1 protein-coding gene and 1 pseudogene are annotated in these 769 nt (G+C 70.2%); both read right to left on the bottom strand.

What is annotated here, in order from left to right; translation table 11 throughout:
- Positions 1 to 444 (bottom strand): Na+/H+ antiporter NhaA (locus LPA54_RS33715; protein WP_228984510.1); only part of this gene is annotated, 444 nt, incomplete at its 3' end.
- 81 nt (positions 445 to 525) lie between these two features.
- Positions 526 to 769 (bottom strand): annotated as a pseudogene (locus LPA54_RS33710) (cation-translocating P-type ATPase); the annotation flags it as partial.

The following is a 769-nucleotide window of genomic DNA, read 5'->3' as shown; positions in this document are numbered from 1 at the left end:
GCCGCCCGCGGCCTCCGAACCGGGCGCGATCAAGAGGTAGAACAGGACCGGCACGACCATGCCGCCGATCCCGGCGAGGCCCGGGATCATGACGCGGCGGCGGTCGTTCAGCGAGCCGACGGACAGCTCGTAGCGGACCTCCAGGCCGATGACGAAGAAGAACAGCGCCATCAGACCGTCGTTGACCCAGTGCCCCAGGTCCATCGCCAGCTCCGCGTCGCCCACCGCGACGGACGCCTCGGTGTGCCACAGCGAGAAGTACGACTCCGACCAGGCGGAGTTCGCCCAGATCAGGGCGACCGCCACCGCGAGCAGCAGCAGCCCGGAGCTGCCCGCCTCGGTCGCCAGGAACCTGCGCACGGGCGCGGCCAGCTGAGCCGCGAGCTCACCCCTGCTCGACCGGGACTGGGAGTCCGCGGACTTCTTCCGGGACAGCAGCTTCATGAGGTCGTCCGTCTCCGATCACCTGCGGCGGCAGACTCCCATGGTCACCCACATACCGGGCATAACGCCCGCGCGACCCGATCAGACGGGGAATCTGCGGTCCACCCAGCGCCAGAGGAACTCCAGGACCGCCGCCGTGACCGCCGCGATGCCGACCGCGAGCCAGGGCATCGTCATGCCGACCAGGCGCAGGGCGAAGAAGTCCTGGAGCCAGGGGACCGCCAGGACCAGCAGGAACGCGCCGGCCATCGCCGCCACCAGGGCGATCCGCCACCAGGTGTAGGGCCGGGCGATGATCGCCAGGACCCAGAGGGAGATCAGGAAC

The sequence above is a fragment of the Streptomyces sp. DH12 genome (assembly GCF_020873895.1).
Taxonomy (GTDB): Bacteria; Actinomycetota; Actinomycetes; order Streptomycetales; family Streptomycetaceae; genus Streptomyces.
Note: the sequence above shows the minus strand (reverse complement) of the source record. Positions and strands in the feature narration are given on the sequence as shown.